Below are 17140 nucleotides of genomic sequence, written 5' to 3'. Positions count from 1 at the left end.
TCCGCATCCGACCCCCTCCATGCTCTGGGAGTCGTCTTCAGAATCTCTCTTGCTCTCCAATGCAATAGGCCAGAGAAATCCATATGCGATTCCCCTGCCCGCAGGCGGGGGAGGGAGCGCACCTCCTTTGCGACGGCACCGAGGTGCCTACCGCTCCGGGCTGGCACGCTCGAACTGGCGCAAGAGTTTGTTACCGCGCTCGACCGCGGAATCCAGCGCGGCTTGCGCACTCTTGTGGCCGGAAAAAGCCTGCTCCAGCTCGTCCTCGATCGCGCCGCGGATCAGAATGAAGGAGCCAAGCCGGATGCCCTTGGAGTTCTCCGTCGGCGGATGCAGCGTGATCTGCTCGAACGAGATCGCCGAGCCGGGATTGCGTTCATAGAAGCCCTGCGCCCGCGTCAGCTCGAAGGCGGCGCGGGTGATCGGCAGATAGCCGGTGTTCTGATGCCAGGCGGCCTGCACGCCGGGCTGCGACAGATAGGCGAAGAACCGCGCCACGCCCTTGTATTCCTCGCGCGGCCGGTCGCGCAGCACCCAGAGCGTGGCACCGCCGATGATCGAATTCTGCGGCGCGCCCTTCACGTCGGGCCAGTACGGCATCATGCCGTAGCCGATCTCGAACTTCGAATTCGCCTTGATGTCGGCCCGCGTTGCCGAGGAGCCGATGAAGATGCCGCATTCGCCGTTCTGGAAACGCGGCTCGGCCGCTTGTCCGCGGCCGCTGTAGTCGAACAGCTTGGTCTTCCGCCACTCGCTGAGCACTGCGATGTGATGCACGAGAGACGGATTGTTGATGGTCAATTCCGCATCCAGCCCGGCAAAGCCGTTCGCCCGTGTCGCCAGCGGCAGATTGTGAAAGGCGGAGAAATTCTCGACATGGATCCAGGACGGCCAGGACGTGGTGAAGCCGCAAGGAGCGCCGCGCTCGCGCAGGCGCTTTGCAGCCAGCCCCAATTCCGGCCAGGTCTTCGGCGGCGTCTCCGGATCGAGGCCCGCATCCCGGAACATGGTCTTGTTGTAGTAGAGGATCGGCGTCGAAGAATTGAACGGGAATGACAACAGATTGCCGGCCGCATCGGTGTAATAGCCGGAGACGGCGGGGAGGTAATCGCTCAGCGAGAACGGCTCGCCCTGGTCCCGCATCAGGCTGAACACCGGATAGATCGCGCCCTTCGCCGCGGTCATGGTGGCGGTGGCGACCTCGTTGACCTGGACGATCGCGGGCTGGCTGCGCGAGCGGAAGGCGAAGATCGCCGCCGTCACCGTTTCGGTGTAATTGCCCTTGTACGCAGGCACGATGCGGTAATCGGACTGCGTAGCGTTGAAGTCAGCGGCGAGCTTGTCGAGCTGCCGGCCGAGCTCGCCGGACATCGCGTGCCACAGCGCGATGTCCGTGACGGCACGCACTGGAGTGGCCCAGGCGACAGCCGCAAAGACGGCGGCGACCTGCAAAAAGCGCAATGCTGAAATCACGATGGCTCTTCCCGGCGCGCGCGACAAAAGGCGGCTGCCCTGCTTAAGGCGCGGCATTGGCAGTTTCAACCGGGAATGCGCGGCGGCCGCGCCGCACAATCGGCCACCGTCCGGAGCGGGATGGCCTTCCCTTTACCATCTGCTAGATTGCGTTGAACCTTTTCCTTCCGCCATAGACTGCACCACTGAGGGGTTGAGTGTGCCAGTGCTGAGCCGTGCCGAACTCTCGCGGACCGGGGTGATCTTCGTCGCGCTTCTGCTTGCCGTCTGCGCGACGGACGCGGTTGCGCGCGAATTTCGCGCCGCCGATACCCAGAGCGAGGATTACCCGACCGTCCAGGCGCTGCGCTACATGGGGGCGCTGATCGCCGAGCACACCGGCGGCCGGCACGAGATCAAGGTGTTCCACTCCCGCCAGCTCGGTGAGGAAAAGGAGACCATCGAGCAGACCCGCGCTGGCGCGATCGACCTCAACCGGACCAACGTGGCGCTGATCGGCAATTTCGTTCCGGCGATGAATGTGCTGGCCATGCCGTTCCTGTTCCGGTCCATCGAGCACATGCAGAAGGTGCTGGACGGGCCGATCGGCAGCGAGATCCTCGGCAGCTTCGAGCCCTATGGGTTCGTCGGGCTCGCCTTCTACGATTCCGGCGCGCGGTCGATCTACAACGCTCTCCGCCCGGTCCGCAGCGTCGCCGATCTCAAGGGAATGCGGATCCGGGTACAGCAGTCGGAGTTGATGAGCCAGATGATGCGCGCGCTCGGCGCCGAACCGGTCGAGCTGCCTTACGGGCAGGTGCTCACCGGGCTTGCCAACCACCTAATCGACGGCGCCGAAAACAACTGGCCATCCTTCGTGACGACAGACCATTACAAACACGCCGGCCATCTGGCGCTCACCGAGCACACGATGAGCCCGGAAGTGCTGGTGATCTCGCTGAAGGCCTGGAAGAGCCTCTCGGCGGAGGAGCAGGTGATCTTCAGGGAGGCCGCGCAGCGCTCTGGCCGCTTCATGCGCGAGAAATGGCGCGACCTCGAGGAGCAGTCGCAGCGCAAGGCCCAGGACGCGGGCGTCACGGTCATCAAGGACGTCGACCGCAAGCCGTTCGAGGAGGCGATGGCTCCAATCTATGCCAAGGCTGGGCGTGATCCGGCCGCGGCCGCGCTGATCGAACGCATTCGCAAGGTGGAGTAGAGCTTCTTGGCTGGGCTCGGACACAGCGAGACCGCAGAAAGACCGCCCGGCCCGCTCGGACGGGTGCGCGCGCGCATCGTCGCCGCGCTCCGGGCAGTGCCGATCCGCTGGCGCATCCTGTCAATCGCGGCGCTGAACTCCGCCGTGGTGGTGGTGCTGGTCGCGATGATCTGGAACGGTGTGCAAGTGCTGGGCTCGGCCTGGGACGACGTGCGCCAGGTGCGCGAGTCCGACCGGATCCTGGCGCTGCTCGAAAGCGAGACCGGGCGGCTGCAAAACCTGATCCACCGCTACATCAACCAGCCGAGCCCGGACCTGTTTGCCGAGATCCTGCTGCTGCGGGAGGCGGTGCTGGGCACGCTGACGGGCCGCGCCACCAAGGACCCGATGCTGTCAGGCTCGGTCGAGGAGCTCGAGCGCACCACCGACCGCTTCCTCAACGGCTTTGGCGAGCTGCGCAGCGTGCAGGCCACCATCGCCAAGACCTATGAGGAGCAGGTGCAGGGTCCGGCCAGGGACATGGCCGGCCTGTATTCCATTATCGAAGGCGCCACCGGCCATCGCGACGCGCTGATCTGGCCCTCGCTCGGAAAATCCCGCGAGGCTTTCACCGCGATGCTGGTCGCGGCCAATTCCTACTATCTGTCGCTGTCGTCAGGCGCGGCCGACGACGCGCGGCGCAACACCGAGACGATCGAGAAGACCATTCCGGTCATGATCGACCTCGCCGACAACGACCTCCAGCGCATGGCCTTGCGGCGGCTCGCGGACCGCACCGCGTCCTTGCGCGAGGGCTTTGCAAAACTGTCCGAGCAGCTCGCGAGCCGCACCGAGCTGTTGCGCAACACCATCGACGCCAGCCAGGCCGAGGCGATCGGCGCCATCGACGACCTCTCGACCAAGATGCGCCACCGCGAGCAGAAGGCGCAGGAGACTTTCGACCGCACGCTGGCCGACATCTCTCGCCGCGTGCTCTCCGTTGCGGTGATCTTCCTCGGCATCATCCTCGCCGCCGGCGTCTTGATCGCGCTGTCGATCCGCCTGCCGCTCCAGCAGCTCATGACGGCGATGCGCGCGATCACGCTCGGCGACCTCGGCCGCGAGGTGCAGGGCACGAAGGCACGCGACGAGGTCGGCGCGATGGCGCGCGCCGTGGAAGTGTTCCGCGAGAACGCGATTGCCAAGCGCCAGACCGAGGACGAGCTGCGCGCGTCGAAGGAAAAAGCCGAGAGTGCGCTGCTCGAGCTCAACACCGCACAGCAGAATCTGATCGACGCCGAGCGCCTCGCCGCGCTCGGCGGCTTGGTTGCCGGCGTCGCCCACGAGGTCAACAATCCGATCGGCATCAGCCTGACGGTCGCCTCGAGCTTTGCCCGGCGAAGCGAGATCTTCGAGGCGCAGCTCAAGGGCGATGGGGGCCTGCGCCGCTCGCAGCTCGAAGAGTTCGTGCAGTCCTCGCGCGAGGCCTCGCAGCAGCTGGTGGCCAACCTCCAGCGCGCCGGCGAGCTGATCCAGTCGTTTAAGCAGGTCGCTGTCGACCGCTCCCATGCCGAGCGGCGGCAGTTCTCGCTCAGCGAGGCCACCGAGCAGATCATTGCCAGCCTGCGCCCGGTGCTGAAGCGCTCGCCGATCACGCTTCAGGTCGACGTGCCCGAAGGGCTCCTGCTCGACGGCTATCCCGGCTCCTACGGCCAGATTCTGACCAACCTGTTCCTCAATGCCGCCAACCACGCCTTCGCCGACGGACGTGCCGGCACCATCATCATCTCGGCGCGGCCGCGCGGGACCGACGACATCGAGATCAGCTTCACCGATGACGGCGCCGGCATGACCCCCGACGTGCAGCGCCAGGCCTTTGACCCTTTCTTTACCACCCGGCGCAATGAAGGCGGCACGGGACTTGGCCTCCATATCGTCTATAACCTCGTCACCCAGCAGCTCGGCGGCCGCATGATGCTGGAATCCAAGCTGGGACAAGGCACTACTTTTCGCATTATCATGCCGCGCATTGCCAAGGGCGGCGCGCAAAGCACAGAAAGTGACGGGACTTCTCAATGGCCGAACAGGACGATGTCCTCCACCTGATCGACGACACCGGTACCGCGTCGGAGGATGCCAACACCCGGAAATGGAAGATCGCCGTCATCGACGACGATCCGGCCGTGCATGACGGCACCCGTTTCGCGCTGTCCGACTACAGCCTCAACGGCCAGAGCCTGGAGATCCTGTCGGCCTATTCCGCGGCAGAAGGCCGCAAGCTGATGGCCGAGCACGGCGACATCGCCGCCGTGCTGCTCGACGTCATCATGGAGACCGACGTCGCAGGCCTCGAGCTCGTCGAATTCATCCGCAACGAGATCAAGAACGAGACCGTCCGCATCATCCTGCGCACCGGGCAGCCCGGCCAGGCGCCCGAGCGGCGCGTGATCGTGCAGTACGACATCAACGACTACAAGGCCAAGACCGAGCTCACCGCCGACAAGCTGTTCACCTCGCTGACCGCGGCGCTGCGCTCCTATCAGCAGCTCGAGCGCATGGTGCAGACGCGGCGCGGACTCGAGATCATCATCGACGCCGCCTCGACGCTGTACGACTTCAAGTCGATGCAGCGGCTCGCCGAGGGCGTGCTGACCCAGCTCGCCTCGCTGCTCAACGTCGATTGCGCCGGCATCCTGGTCTTGCGCGACAATGGCGGCATCGATCCCGAGCTCTCGGTGCTCGCCGGCAGCGGCTGCTACAGCCGCTTCATCGGCAGCACGACATCGAAGGCGCTCGATCCCGATCTGCGCGAGATGGTGGAAGCCGCGTTCCAGCGCCGCAAGAACGAATTCGCCGACCACCGCAGCGTGATTTACTTGCGCACCGGAAGCGGCCGCGAGGTGGTGGTGCTGCTCCAGGCCGAGCGCGAACTGTCGGAGACCGACCGTTCGCTGGTCGAGATCTTCTCCAGCCGGCTCTCGATCGCCTTCGACAATGTGATCCTCTATCAGCAGCTTCAGGACGCCAATACGCAGCTGGAGGATCGCGTCGCCCAGCGCACCCGCGCGCTGATGCAGGCCAACCGCCGCCTGTCCGCGCAATGGCTGCGGCTGCAGCGCGCCAACGGCTTCAAGAACGAGATTTTGGGCACCGTCGCGCACGATCTGAAGAATCCGCTCGGCGTCATCCTCGGCCGCACCGAGATGCTGAAGGAGCTGATCTCGACCGGCGCATCGGAAAGCGGCGTGGTTGCTCAAGTCGATCACATCCGCGACGCCACCAAGCGGCTGACCACGATGGTCGATCACCTGATTTCGGATGCGATGGCCGATGCTTTCGACATCACCATCCGCCGCGAGCCGGTCGACGTCGCGGCCCTGGTCAAGGAGGTCGCCGATGCCAACCAGCCGCTCGCCGTCAACAAGCAGCAGACGATCAGCGTCGCCGCACCGCCCAACATCGTCACCATGTGCGATACCGACCGCATCCGCGAGGCGATCGACAACCTCATCAGCAACGCCATCAAATACTCGCCGATCGGCGGCAAGATCACCGTCGCCGTGACCCATGAGGGCACCGAAACCACCGTCCGCGTCAGCGACGAGGGTGCCGGCCTGTCGCCGGAGGATCTCGGCCGCCTGTTCGGACGGTTCCAGCGCCTGTCCGCAAAGCCGACCGCCGGCGAGAGCTCGACGGGGCTTGGGTTGTCCATCGTCAAGCGTATTATCGACATGCATGGCGGCGAGGTGACCGCCAACAGCGACGGCCCTGGCAAGGGCTCGACCTTCACCATCACCCTCCCCGCGACCGAAATGCCGTGATCTCAAGACCATGACTCAAAGCCAGCACATCATGATCGTCGACGACGAGGCCCCGGCCCGGGAGATGGTCGGCGATTACCTCAAGATGCACGGCTTCACCGTGACGCTGTGCGACGGCGGCAAGTCCTTGCGCGCCGCGATCCAGGGCAGCATGCCCGATCTCGTCGTGCTCGACCTCAACATGCCCGAGGAAGACGGGCTCTCGATCATCCGCGATCTCAAGAGCCGCATCAACGTGCCCGTGATCATGCTGACGGCAACCGCGAGCCCGATCGACCGCGTCGTCGGGCTCGAGCTCGGCGCCGATGATTACGTGGCAAAACCGTGCGAGCTGCGCGAGCTGATGGCGCGCATCCGTTCGGTGCTGCGGCGAAGCGGGCCGGCCAAGGCGGCGGCGCCTGACGCCGCGGCCGCAAAGTCGGACAAGGATCAATTGGTGCGCTTCGGCACCAAATGGCTCGATCTCGAAGCGCAGGCCTTGCGCGACGACGAGGGCAACGAGCATCCGCTGACCGCCTCCGAGTTCGGGCTGCTCAAAGTGTTCGCGGCCAATCCGAAACGCGTGCTGTCGCGCGAGCGCCTGCTGGAGCTCGCCAACGCGCGCGACGCCGAGGCCTTCGACCGCGCGGTCGACCTGCGCATCATGCGCATCCGTCGCAAGATCGAGCCCGACCCGGCCAAGCCCGCCGTGATCCGCACCATCCGCGGCGGCGGCTATCTGTTCTCGCCGGCCGGCGAGAAGGCGTAAGGGCTCTGGTCATTCCGGGGCGCCCGAAGGGCGAACCCGGAATCTCGAGATTCCGGGTTCGATGCTACGCATCGCCCCGGAATGACGGGTAACGGCGCCACCAAACGCAATCCCCCGAAATTCGTTCCGCGGCGTGCCTGTCCGGCCCCGAATCCCCATTCCCGTATTTTCCGCACATTGAAATTCCACGACTTTTTGCCCCGAATGTTTCGTCGCACCCCTTCCGAAGAAACAATTTGGCGACGCACGAAACCATTTTCTCCTTTTCGTGCAGACGTCCCGAAACGTTGGCTCATTAACACTCGGCTCAAGGAAACGCCGCTCGGTTGCGGCGCTACGGGGAGCTAAGTCCATGCCGAACGTCATTGCCATCAACGCCCAAGCCAGCCACAGCATCATTGCCGTTCAGGCGACTTCGGACGATATGCTTCTCGAAAGCATCGCCGACGGCAACCGGACGGCCATGCACATGCTGTACTGCCGCCATAACGTTCGGGTGTACCGCTTCATCCTGCGCATCGTGCGCGATGCCACCACGGCGGAAGATCTGGTCAGCCAGGTGTTTCTGGACGTGTGGCGGACCGCCGGCCAGTTCCAAGGCCGCTCGCAGGTTTCGACCTGGCTGCTCTCGATCGCCCGCTTCAAGGCGCTGACCGCGATGCGCCAGCGGCGTTTCGAGGACATCGACCAGGAGGACGTGCGCCAGATCCCCGACGATGCCGAGACGCCCGAGACCTCGCTCGATCGCAACGATACCAGCGCCATCCTCCGCGCCTGCGTGCAGAAGCTGTCGCCTGCCCACCGCGAGATCATCAATCTCATCTACTACCACGAGAAGTCGGTGGAGGAGGTCGGTCAGATCATCGGCATCCCCCAGAGCACGGTGAAGACGCGGATGTTCTACGCCCGCAAACAACTGGCCGATTTGCTTAAGGGCGCCGGCGTCGATCGTTTCGCCGCCTAAGCTCGATGGATTCAACGGGATAGGACCGCTCCTGTGGCCCCATCCCCGGACACGGAAGTGTTACCGCCGACGAAACAATTGAAACAAAGCACAACATCAGGCGGAAAAACTTCCCTCCTATAAAACTCACATACGCTTTAAACCTCCCAAGGACCTCCAGCGACCCGGACGGGATGCCCCCCTCCGGGTCGTTTTGTGTTTGGGGTTAAGCCTATCGCCGCGGGCTGGCGGCCTCACCCGCTCGCTGGAGAGGGCGCACCATCGCCGTGGCCGGCATCTCCCGTCACGAAGGCGTGACGCTGCGTAACGTCTGACACATCCATCCCGAACAGCCCTCGTGACCTCATGCACGAGTGCCTCCATGCTCGAACTTCTCTTCGCCGTCCTTGCCGGAATCCTGACTATCGCCGCGCCGTGCACGCTGCCGATGCTGCCGATCCTGCTCGGCGCCTCGATCGGGCGCGCGGGGCACGTGCGCCCCGCGATGATCGCGCTCGGCTTCGTCATCTCGTTCTCGGCCACCGCGCTGCTGCTCGGAGCAATCACGCGGCTGTTCGATTTCGATCCGAACGTGTTGCGCGAGGCCGCGTCCATCCTGCTGCTCGGCTTCGGCCTGTTGATGCTGTGGCCGGCACCGTTCGAATGGCTGTCGATCCGGCTCAATGGCTGGCTCGATCTCGGCAGCTCCAGCGCCACCCAGCGCGAGGGCGCACTGGGTGGGCTCATGCTCGGCACCACGCTCGGCCTGGTCTGGACGCCCTGCGCCGGTCCGGTGCTGGGCTCGATCCTGACGCTGGTTGCGACCTCCAAAAATCTGACCTGGGCCGGCACGCTGCTGGTCGCCTACGCCATCGGCGCGGCGATCCCGATGCTGGCGATCGCCTATGGCGGGCAGGCCGCCAGCACACGGGTGCGCAGCCTCGCCCGCATCTCGCCGCGGCTGCAGCAGGGCTTTGGCATCGTTGTGATCGCCTTCGCGGTTGCGGCCTATTTTCAATACGACACGCTGATCGTGGCGTGGCTCACCGGCTTCTACCCGACTGGCCAGATCGGCCTGTGATCATCGCGCATCTCAACCGGAGGACTCGTCCATGGCTTTCAAACTGCTCGCTGTGGCCACCGCCCTGATCAGCATGACCGTATCAGGCGCCGTCATCCCCGGCATCTGCGACGAGGCCGCACGCGCTGCGCCCCTCGTCACCGCGGCCGCGAGCCAGCAGACCGCGCCCGACTTCACCGGCATCAACACCTGGTTCAACTCGAAGCCGCTGAGCATGGCCGAGCTGCGCGGCAAGGTCGTGCTGGTCGACTTCTGGACCTATGGCTGCGTCAACTGCGTCAACACGCTGCCGCACGTCACCGATCTCTACGCCAAGTACAAGGACAAAGGTCTCGTCGTTGTCGGCGTACACACGCCGGAATTCCCGTTCGAGCGTTCCGCCTCCAACGTGCAGGCTGCGCTGAAACGCCACGGCATCACCTATCCGGTGGCGCAGGACAATGATTCCAAGACCTGGAACGCCTACCGCAACCGATATTGGCCGGCGCAGTACATCATCGACAAGACCGGCAAGATCGTGTTCCAGCACGAAGGCGAAGGCAGCTACGACCAGATCGACCGCACGGTGGCGCGGCTCCTGAACGTGAACAGCTGATGCCGCGCCGGCATCGCCCCACTGGCTTCATCTGTCGTCCTTGTTGCTTGACTCCACGGAGCCGTCCGTGGAGTTTCGCAGCCCCGGAAATCAGCCGCCCGCGATGGACGACGCGACCACCAGCACCGACATTCGCCTTCGTGAAGGCTCCTCGATCGCGCAGCGGCTGATCATGGCCGGCTCTGCGGCCGCGGTTGCGCTGTGCTTCACGCCCGGCCTGTTCACGCACGACGCACTGGAAGTGACGATCTCGGTGGCCGCTCTCCTCCTAGGCGCGGCATTCGTCTGCGGGATCATGCTGGCGCCGGCGGTGGTGTGGATCATCACTCCGAACGAGATCCTGATCGGGCGACAGCGTCCCTTCGGAAAGCTCCGAACGCGGGTCGTCCCGAAGGACCACATCAGGGAATTGCAGGTTCCCGGCAGTAAGAGGGCGAAAGCCCGCTTCCAGCTGGCCTTCACGCTGGCCTCCGGGGAACGCCTGACGTCCCCACCGATCTCCGACGTCACGCATGTGCGCGATACCGTGGCCCAGATCGCCGCGCAATTCGGCGTTCCCAACGTCGAGGCACCTAGCAATCCGCTCGATGCCAGCAATCCCGAGATGCATCTCGGCGAACCCCTCGAGCCGTTTTCCGCGCGCGACATCCGCATCGTGGCGTTGATCGCCGTCGCACTGTGCGCCGTTCCCTACGCCTACAAACTCTGGCGCGGACTGCCGCCCGGACCGATCGACATCATGCTGCTGCCGGTTGGCGCGATCGCCGCGTTCGCCGTGCACAGATACGCCAACCTCGTGACCGGCGCTTTCTGGATCATCCGGCAAGGGGATATTCGCGTCGAACGCCTGTGGGGCGACGGCACGCCGCGCGCCGACCATATCGAGGGCCGCGACGTGAAGGCGATCACGGTCGAGCGCCGCGGCCGATCCGAGGACGAGCACTGCATCGTCGTGATCCGGTTGCACTCCGGGCGGCGCTTTCGTAGCCCCCGCATCGGCTCGCGGCTCGAGGCCCGTGCCGTGGGCGCCGAGATCGTCCGGCGGCTGGGGATCGCGGCGGAGAGCAATAAGATTTAGTTGGCATCAGTGTCAGTTTGTCGAAGGCGATCTTTCCGCGAGTTCGGTCCGAGCCTCTCCCGCTTGCGGGAGAGGTCGCCGCCCCAGCGGCGGGTGAGGGTTCTCTCCTCTGAGGGAGGGTCCCATCGCGGCGACACCCTCTCCCCAACCCTCCCCGCAAGCGCCCCGCAAGCGGGGGAGGGAGCCCAGCGCGGCCTTGGCGACAACCTATGCTTTTCGCGCCATCCCCTGTTTGTGGGATTGCGCCGTCCGTCAAAAAACCAAAGCATTCTCGTGACATACCAGGGCGGTGCGCCATCAACTTGCCATGAACCTGCCCCTCAGGTTTGATGGTTCTGAAATGATTTGCGCTGTGGCAGCGGGGAGAGCTTTTACATGACGGATTTTCGTCGCCTGACCGGGATGTTTGTGGCTGCGATTGGCCTGATCCTGTCGGCTCCCCACGTCTTCGCGCAGCAGCCTGATCGCGGCGACGAGCCGGGCCTGATCGCCGATGACGGCTACCAGCTCGACCCGGAATGGCAGAAGCAGGTGGTCTACTTCCGCACCACCGAGGCGCCCGGCACCATCATCATCTCGACGGCCGAGCGGCACCTTTATCTGGTGCAGCCCGGCGGGCGCGCGATCCGCTACGGCATCGGCGTCGGCCGCGACGGTTTCCAGTGGCAGGGGCTGGTGAACATCACCAACAAGAAGGAATGGCCGGACTGGACGCCGCCGCCAGAGATGATCCAGCGCCAGCCCTATCTGCCGCGCTTCATGGCTGGCGGCCCTGGCAACCCGCTCGGCGCCCGCGCCATGTATCTGGGCACCACGGTCTACCGCATCCACGGCACCAACCGTCCGGACACGATCGGCACCAAGGTGTCCTCGGGTTGCTTCCGCCTGGTCAACAATGACGTCGCCGATCTCTACGATCGCGTCCCGGTCGGGACCAAGGTTGTCATCCGGCAGAAGCCTGAGCTCTGATCTTCCTCGCCTTAACGAATACTCCTTTTCCCGATTTTTCGAGAGAGCAACATGATGCGCACTTTTGGAGGCGGCCTGCTGATCGGGCTCGCGGTCGCCGTGCTGGTCGCCGTTCTGGCCATCATCTATGAATTCTACGACACCCGCACCCTGAAGCGGACCGTGCGCCGTGGCGAGGTGCTGTGCGGCGTCAACAAGGGCCTGCCGGGCTTCTCAATCCCGGACGACAAGGGCAATTGGACCGGCTTCGACGTCGATTTCTGCCGCGCGGTGGCCGCGGCGATCTTCAACGATCCGGGCAAGGCGAAGTTCGTCGCGCTCGATGCCAGCGAGCGCTTCAAGGAATTGCAGAGCCGGAAGGTGGACATCCTCTCCCGCAACTCGACCTGGAGCATGGCGCGCGAGCTCGACTACGACCTCTATTTCCCGGCCGTGGCCTATTATGACGGCGCAGGTTTCATGCTGCCGCGCTCGCGCAACAAGGAGACGTCGCTCGACCTGACCGGCAGCAAGGTCTGCGTCCAGTCCGGCACCACCACGGCACTCAACGTCGTCGATTACTTCCGTGCCAACAACATGAAGTATGACGAGGTGAAGTTCGACAAGCTCGACGACGTCGTGAAAGCCTATGACACCGGTAAGTGCGACACGCTGAGCGCCGATGTCTCCCAGCTCTATGCACTCAGGCTGAACCTCTCAAAACCCGGCGACCACATGATCCTGCCGGACATGATCTCCAAGGAGCCGCTCGCCCCGGTCGTGCGCCAGCGCGACGACGACTGGATGATGATCGTGAAGTGGACGCTCTATGCGATGATCAACGCCGAGGAGTTGGGGGTGACCTCGGAGAACATCGACGAAGCCCTGAAGTCGAAGAAGCCGGAAGTGATGCGCCTCGTCGGCACCGAGGGCAATTACGGCGAGCAGCTCGGCCTCACCAAGGACTGGGCCGCCCGCATCATCCGCCATGTCGGCAATTACGGCGAGATGTACGACCGCAACATCGGCGAGAAGTCCAAGCTGAAGATCCCCCGCGGCATGAACCAGCTGTGGAATGCCGGTGGCGTGCAGTACGCACCGCCGATGAGGTAGGGGATCCCTCCGCCGTCATTGCGAGCGAAGCGAAGCAATCCAGATTCTTTCCACGGACGCAGTCTGGATTGCTTCGTCGCAAGGGCCCCTCGCAATGACGAGCTTTGGGCAAGCGCTCTCCACACTCTCAACTGTCGTCGCCCGCCTTCGCGGGCGATGACACCGAGCGTGACATGACGGTGCGCCTTAATATCCCCGCGCCCGCGCCAGTTGCTCAGTGTGGTAGTTGGCGTCGCCGAACAGTTCCTCGCACACCCTTGCGCGCTTCATGAAGAAACCGATGTCGAACTGGTCGGCCATGCCCATGCCGCCGTGCATCTGCACGCCTTCCTGCACCGCGCGCGTCGCGGTGGTGCCGGCGCGGGCCTTGGCCACGGCGACGCTCGATGCGGCCTTGGCGACGTCCACATCCAGCGCTTGAAGTGCCTTCATGACGGCGGCGCGGGTGATCTCGATGTCGATATAGAGTTCGGCGGCGCGGTGCTGGAGCGCCTGGAATTCGCCGATCAGCTTGCCGAATTGCTTGCGGCTCTTCAGGTACTCGACGGTGCGATTGAACACCTCTTCGCTCAATCCCACCATTTCGGAGGCGACCGCGCCCCGGCCGATATCGAGCACGCCCTCGAGCAGGCCGGCGGCCTGATCGACCTCGCCGAGCATGCTGTCGGCATTGACCTCGACATTGGCGAATTCGATCCGCGCCGCGTTGTGCGCATCGACCATGATGGTGCGTTCGACCGCGATTCCTTTCGCCTTGGGGTCCACCAGGAATAGCGTCAGGCCTTCACGCTCGCCGGCAGCACCCGCGGTGCGCGCGGCGACGATGAGGAGGTCGGCGACGTGCCCGTCGACGACCAGTGCCTTGGCGCCGGAGAGCTTGAAGCCGTTACCGGCGCGCACGGCCCGGAGGCTGGTCTGGAGCGGACGATGCTTTGCGCCTTCATCGATGGCGAGCGCCGCAAGCAGAGAGCCGCTCGCGATTTTCGGCAAATATTCCGATTTCTGCGCGGCGTTGCCGCCACGATTTAGGGCCGAGGCCGCGACCACGCCGGTGGCGAGGAAGGGCGAGGGCATCAAGGTGCGGCCGATCTCCTCCATGACGACGCCGGCCTCGACATAGCCGAGGCCAGAGCCGCCGAACTCTTCAGGGACCAGCAGGCCGGCAAACCCCATCTCGGCGAAGGAATGCCAAAGCTCCTTGGAGAAGCCGGTGGGGTCCTTGCTGTCGCGCAAATGGCGCAGGTGCGACACCGGCGCCTTGTCGCTGATCAGCCCGCGCGCGGAATCGCGGAGCATCGATTGTTCTTCGGTGAGGACGAGGGCCATGGGCGTGTTTCCGATTCGAAAATCTGATTTGGTTCGTCATTCCGGGATGCGCCGCAGGCGCAGGCCCGGAATCCATCGGGCGGCAGAGTTGGAGGATGAACGGATTCCGGGTTCGCGCTATGCGCGCCCCGGAATGACGGAAAACCTCACGCCCCCGGCAGATCCAGGATGCGCTTGGCGACGATGCCGAGCATGACCTCGGACGTGCCGCCCTCGATCGAGTTGGCCTTGGTACGCAGCCAGGCGCGCGGGCGGGCGCCCTGCTTCGAGCGTTCGCTCTCCCATTCCAGCGCATCGACGCCGCCGGCCGACATCAGGATCTCGTAGCGCCGCTTGTTGAGCTCGGTGCCGTAATATTTCATCGCGGACGAGAACGCCGGATGCGCCTGCCCGGCCTTGGCGAGATCGACCGCGCGCTCGGCACAGGCGGCAAGCGCGGCTTCGTCGACGTCGAAGCGCGCGATCTGGCCGCGCAGCATGGCATCATCGAGCCGCCCCAGCGCATCGGTGCCGACGGTGTCAGCGGCGATCTGGCCGAGCGGACGGCCGACGCCGCGCTCGCCCATCCCCGAGATCATCGCGCGCTCGTGCTGAAGCAGATACTTTGCGACATCCCAGCCGCGGTTGATGGTGCCGACCACGTTCGATTTCGGCACGCGGACGTTGTCGAAGAAGGTCTCGCAGAACGGCGAATAGCCGGAGATCAGGAGAATCGGCTTTGTGGAGACACCCTTCGAGGTCATGTCGAACAGGATGAAGCTGATGCCGTCGTGCTTCTTCGCGGTCGGATCGGTGCGGACCAGGCAGAAGATCCAGTCGGCGTAGTTGGCGTAGGACGTCCAGATCTTCTGGCCGTTGATGATGAAGTCGTCGCCGTCGCTCTCGGCACGGGTCTGGAGCGAGGCGAGATCGGAGCCGGCGTTCGGCTCGGAATAGCCTTGGCACCAGCGAATCTCGCCCGCCGCGATCTTCGGCAGATGCTCCTTCTTCTGGGCGTCGTTGCCGTATTTCAGCAGTGCCGGCCCGAGCATCCAGATGCCGAAGCTCGACAGCGGCGGGCGCGCGCCCATCTTTGCCATTTCGGCGCGCAGCACCTTGTGTTCGGCAGCACTCAAGCCGCCGCCGCCATACTCCTTCGGCCAGTCCGGCACGGTCCAGCCCTTGTCGCGCATGCGCTCGAACCAGATGCGCTGCGGCTCGGACGAGAATTTTGCGTTGCGCCCGCCCCAGAACACGTCGGCATCCGACGTCACCGGCTTGCGCATCTCCGGCGGGCAATTGGCTTCAAGCCAGGCGCGCGTCTCGTTGCGGAATTGTTCGAGATCGGCGCTCTCAGCGTCGCTGGTCCTAGATTCAGCCATTGGTCGTTTCCATCAATCAAAATCGACTTGTTGGACGCGACTCTGAGCCATCGCACCGTGGAATTCAACCACTTCCGTGCCGCGCACGACGCGCTGCCTTCGGCTATAATCCGGGGCATGTCGGCTTGAAAACAAAGAGGAAACGAGGATGCGCCTGAAACTTCTTTCGCCTGGCGAAATGAACGAAAGCCAGCGCCAGACCTATGATGAATCCATTGCCGGCAAGCGCGGCAAGCCGCCGGCGCCGATGATGGCCTGGCTGAGCAGCCCCGAGATGGCGCGCCACGCCACGCGACTTGGCGAGGTACTCCGCTTCGACACCATATTTCCGGCAAGCCTTTCGGAGATCGCGATCCTGGTGACGGCACGGCACTGGACCGCGCATTACGAATGGTATGCGCATAAGCGCCTCGCGCTCGCAGGCGGCATGAAGCTCGAGATCATCGAGGCGATCCGCGACCGCCGCACGCCTGAGTTCGACGATCCCAAGGGAAAGATGATCTACGACCTCGCGAAGTCGCTGCACGAAGGCCACGGCGTCGAGAAGGGTCTCTACGATGAGGCGGTCAAGCTCCTCAGTGAGCGCGGCGTCGTCGAGGTGATCGGGCTGTGCGGCTATTACACCCTGGTGTCGATGACGCTGAACACGTTCGAGTTCGGCCTGCCGGAGGGCGAGGTGTCGGAGCTGGCCTAGTTTCCCATTCGGAAACGATGGGTTTCGAGATGGGCCAATAGCACTGTCCCGAAGCCTGCCTTATGTGGAGTTCGTCAAGGGAGCATTCACATGTCGCAAAGCTCAGCCGTCGCCGCCGGCACCCGGATCGGCCACGTCCATCTCAAGGTCGCTGATCTCGATCGTGCGCTCGGATTCTATTGCGGCGTGCTCGGCTTCGAGCTGATGCAGCGGATGAGCTCCGGCGCGGCCTTCATTTCGGCCGGCGGCTATCATCATCACATCGGCCTCAACACCTGGGTAAGCAAGGGCGGCTCGCCGCCGCCGCCAGGCACGACCGGGCTCTATCACACCGCGATCCTCTATCCGACGCGGCCGGCGCTGGCGGACGCGCTGCACCGGGTGCTGTCGGCGGGCATTGCGCTTGACGGCGCCAGCGACCATGGCGTCAGCGAAGCGCTTTACTTGCGCGACCCCGACCAGAATGGCGTCGAGCTCTATTGGGACAAGCCGAGGGAGCAATGGCCGTTCGGGCCGGATGGAAAGCTGGCGATGTTTACGAAGCGGTTGGATGTCGAGGATTTGCTGAAGCAGCGCAAGGCGTGAGCCCCCGCTCTCCCCTCGTCGTTGCGAGCCAACGGGTCCGCGCGCAGCGCGGCCCGATGACAGGCTCCGCGAAGCAATCCAGGCTGTCTCTGCGGAAACGCTCTGGATTGCTCACATGGGGGTTTGGTGTGTCAAGATTTATGATCAGCTCTTTGTTCGATTGCAGGCCAGCTCTTCGTCCCGACCGTGGGATCTTTCGG

Annotated in this window: 15 protein-coding genes; 12 read left to right on the top strand and 3 right to left on the bottom strand. The window is 64.4% G+C overall.

Going from position 1 to position 17140, the window contains the following annotated elements; genetic code table 11:
* Positions 1-147: 147 nt before the first annotated feature.
* The gene (gene ugpB, locus IVA87_RS26730; RefSeq protein WP_247307635.1) at positions 148-1530 is read right to left on the bottom strand and encodes a sn-glycerol-3-phosphate ABC transporter substrate-binding protein UgpB; all 1383 of its coding nucleotides are present in this window, start codon (positions 1528-1530) and stop codon (positions 148-150) included.
* A gap of 142 nt (positions 1531-1672) precedes the next feature.
* On the opposite strand from ugpB, the gene IVA87_RS26725 reads away from it, so the two are divergent.
* From IVA87_RS26725 to IVA87_RS26680, 10 genes are all read left to right on the top strand, one after another.
* The gene (locus tag IVA87_RS26725) at positions 1673-2668 is read left to right on the top strand and encodes a TRAP transporter substrate-binding protein (RefSeq protein ID WP_247307632.1); all 996 of its coding nucleotides are present in this window, start codon (positions 1673-1675) and stop codon (positions 2666-2668) included.
* A gap of 6 nt (positions 2669-2674) precedes the next feature.
* On the top strand, positions 2675-4753 hold the full coding sequence (locus IVA87_RS26720; RefSeq protein ID WP_247281890.1) for an ATP-binding protein: 2079 nt from the start codon (positions 2675-2677) through the stop codon (positions 4751-4753).
* Positions 4723-6468 carry a DUF3369 domain-containing protein gene (locus IVA87_RS26715; RefSeq protein ID WP_247307628.1) on the top strand — a complete coding sequence of 582 codons (1746 nt, stop codon included), beginning with the start codon at positions 4723-4725 and terminating at the stop codon, positions 6466-6468. Before IVA87_RS26720 ends, IVA87_RS26715 begins: the two co-directional genes overlap by 31 nt.
* A gap of 10 nt (positions 6469-6478) precedes the next feature.
* A complete protein-coding gene (locus tag IVA87_RS26710; RefSeq protein ID WP_247281892.1) occupies positions 6479-7216 on the top strand; it encodes a response regulator in 738 nt (245 codons plus the stop codon).
* A 352-nt stretch (positions 7217-7568) separates the two neighbouring features.
* Positions 7569-8180: a sigma-70 family RNA polymerase sigma factor gene (locus tag IVA87_RS26705; protein WP_247307626.1), complete on the top strand. Its 612-nt coding sequence runs from the start codon at positions 7569-7571 to the stop codon at positions 8178-8180.
* A 361-nt stretch (positions 8181-8541) separates the two neighbouring features.
* Positions 8542-9240 (top strand): cytochrome c biogenesis CcdA family protein, encoded by a 699-nt coding sequence (locus IVA87_RS26700; RefSeq protein ID WP_247335801.1) that lies wholly within the window; start codon positions 8542-8544, stop codon positions 9238-9240.
* Between the two features lie 31 nt (positions 9241-9271).
* The gene (locus tag IVA87_RS26695; protein WP_247307622.1) at positions 9272-9835 is read left to right on the top strand and encodes a thioredoxin family protein; all 564 of its coding nucleotides are present in this window, start codon (positions 9272-9274) and stop codon (positions 9833-9835) included.
* Positions 9836-9938: 103 nt separating this feature from the next.
* Complete coding sequence (locus IVA87_RS26690) at positions 9939-10913, top strand: hypothetical protein (RefSeq protein WP_247335803.1); 975 nt, start codon at positions 9939-9941, stop codon at positions 10911-10913.
* Between the two features lie 375 nt (positions 10914-11288).
* A complete protein-coding gene (locus tag IVA87_RS26685; protein WP_247303573.1) occupies positions 11289-11882 on the top strand; it encodes a L,D-transpeptidase in 594 nt (197 codons plus the stop codon).
* A 54-nt stretch (positions 11883-11936) separates the two neighbouring features.
* Positions 11937-12974: an amino acid ABC transporter substrate-binding protein gene (locus IVA87_RS26680; RefSeq protein WP_247335802.1), complete on the top strand. Its 1038-nt coding sequence runs from the start codon at positions 11937-11939 to the stop codon at positions 12972-12974.
* A gap of 186 nt (positions 12975-13160) precedes the next feature.
* On the opposite strand, the gene IVA87_RS26675 is transcribed toward IVA87_RS26680, so the two are convergent.
* The gene (locus IVA87_RS26675) at positions 13161-14300 is read right to left on the bottom strand and encodes an acyl-CoA dehydrogenase family protein (RefSeq protein WP_247335800.1); all 1140 of its coding nucleotides are present in this window, start codon (positions 14298-14300) and stop codon (positions 13161-13163) included.
* A 146-nt stretch (positions 14301-14446) separates the two neighbouring features.
* Positions 14447-15661, bottom strand: a complete 1215-nt coding sequence (locus tag IVA87_RS26670; protein ID WP_247303577.1) for an acyl-CoA dehydrogenase family protein — start codon at positions 15659-15661, stop codon at positions 14447-14449.
* A 148-nt stretch (positions 15662-15809) separates the two neighbouring features.
* Between IVA87_RS26670 and IVA87_RS26665 the strand changes: the two genes are divergently transcribed.
* Together IVA87_RS26665 and IVA87_RS26660 are read left to right on the top strand one after the other, a co-directional pair.
* Positions 15810-16355 (top strand): carboxymuconolactone decarboxylase family protein, encoded by a 546-nt coding sequence (locus IVA87_RS26665; protein WP_247303579.1) that lies wholly within the window; start codon positions 15810-15812, stop codon positions 16353-16355.
* Between the two features lie 90 nt (positions 16356-16445).
* Entirely contained in the window at positions 16446-16940 is a 495-nt protein-coding gene (locus tag IVA87_RS26660; RefSeq protein ID WP_247303581.1) for a VOC family protein, read from the top strand.
* The last annotated feature ends 200 nt before the right edge of the window (positions 16941-17140 follow it).

Origin of the sequence: Bradyrhizobium sp. 147 (genome assembly GCF_023073935.1) — a bacterium.
Classification (GTDB): domain Bacteria; phylum Pseudomonadota; class Alphaproteobacteria; order Rhizobiales; family Xanthobacteraceae; genus Bradyrhizobium.
Note: the sequence above shows the minus strand (reverse complement) of the source record. Positions and strands in the feature narration are given on the sequence as shown.